Annotated in this window: 1 protein-coding gene; it reads right to left on the bottom strand. The window is 70.4% G+C overall.

Translation table 11 applies throughout. The annotated features are described in order from the left end of the window. Positions 1 to 97: 97 nt before the first annotated feature. Positions 98 to 1316: tyrosine-type recombinase/integrase (locus tag KIH45_RS19010; protein WP_225900049.1), on the bottom strand; the 1219-nt coding region annotated here is incomplete at its 5' end.

Below are 1316 nucleotides of genomic sequence, written 5' to 3'. Positions count from 1 at the left end.
TGTCGGCTGCCAAAATTGACGACACCCCGGCATCCGGCCGAGCCGTTGCTGCGCCATAATTGATGACCATGCGGCGGCGTTTCATTGCAGGCTGCGACTAGCCTGCCGATCGATCACCGCCGCCGCGCAGCTTGCCGAGGACGCGCGCTGCGGCATTGCTGCCCACAGCGAGCTCGCGCGCATAGCGTAGCGCGGTTGCCTGCGACGACCAGCGCAGCGCCAAAGCGATCCCCGCGCCATCCTCACCGGCTGCGAACAGGTCCTGGGTCAGCCCGACGCGGAACGAGTGCGCGCTTAGCGACCGGACTACCTCGCCTTCCCGGCCCGGCTCGAGTTCGACATGGCCGAGGTCTATCGCTGCGAGCACGCGGCGGCGCAGGATCTGGACTACCCCTTGGCGCGTCAGCGGCTTGGCGCCGATGAAGTGCCGCACGAGCTGCTGGCCCTCGCCCGCCCCCCTTGTGGTCAGCAGGTTGATCCGCCGGAACACCGGACCCTCCGTCGTGCCGCTGGCCAGCAGCCAGGCCGACAGCCGCGCCATGGTCTCGGGCGACAGCCAGGCCGTGGCCCCTGCCCCGTCCTGGTCGGTCTTCGAGTGGGCGATATCGAGCCGGCCGCTGCCGTCGGCGACCGGGGAAAAATCGGTAACGCAGGTTCCGACCAGCTCGGAGACACGCAGGCCCGCATCGTAGGCGAGGCTGATCAGCGCCGCGTCGCGCAAGGACGCCAGGTCGCTGCCGCAGGCGGCAAGCAGCGCCTCGACCGTCACCCCTTGGGGCGCCGCCTGGCCTTCGGCCATCGCCGCGCCGTAGCGCAGCGGCGCCGCTTGGCGTTGACGCTGACGTTTGTCGCGGCGGATGCCCTTGAGCGTATCGCGCACCATCCCGGCCTGGGTCGGGAGCGGCGCAGTATCGCCCTGCCCGAGAATCCGGTGGATGCGCGCGATAGAGGCGATCCGGCGAGCGAGCGTCGCGGGTTTCATGGGCGCGCGTGTTTCCGAGCCCTGCGCGAGCCAGCGCAGGTAGTGGACGAGCGCTTCGGGCGCGGCGGGGATGGCCGTCACCGCCGGCCGGCGCGTCTTGCACCAGTGGAAATAGCATTTGAGGTCGGCGGTCAGCGCCGCCTTGGTCGCCGGCGCCATCGCCGCCACGGCGGCCTCGAGCGCGAGCGCACTCGCGCCGCGGACATCGACGAGCGGCGCGTGCGCGGCCAGCACCAGTTCGACCGCAGAGGGAAATGGCCGATCAGGCGCGACGAGCACGAGCGGTTTCTGCGAGCTGCATGGCGCTTTGAGTGGGCAAAATCGCGCTTTGGCG

It is taken from the genome of Croceicoccus gelatinilyticus (assembly GCF_018398395.1).
Classification (GTDB): Bacteria; Pseudomonadota; Alphaproteobacteria; order Sphingomonadales; family Sphingomonadaceae; genus Croceicoccus; species Croceicoccus gelatinilyticus.
This window is presented reverse-complemented; position numbering and strand designations above follow the sequence as displayed.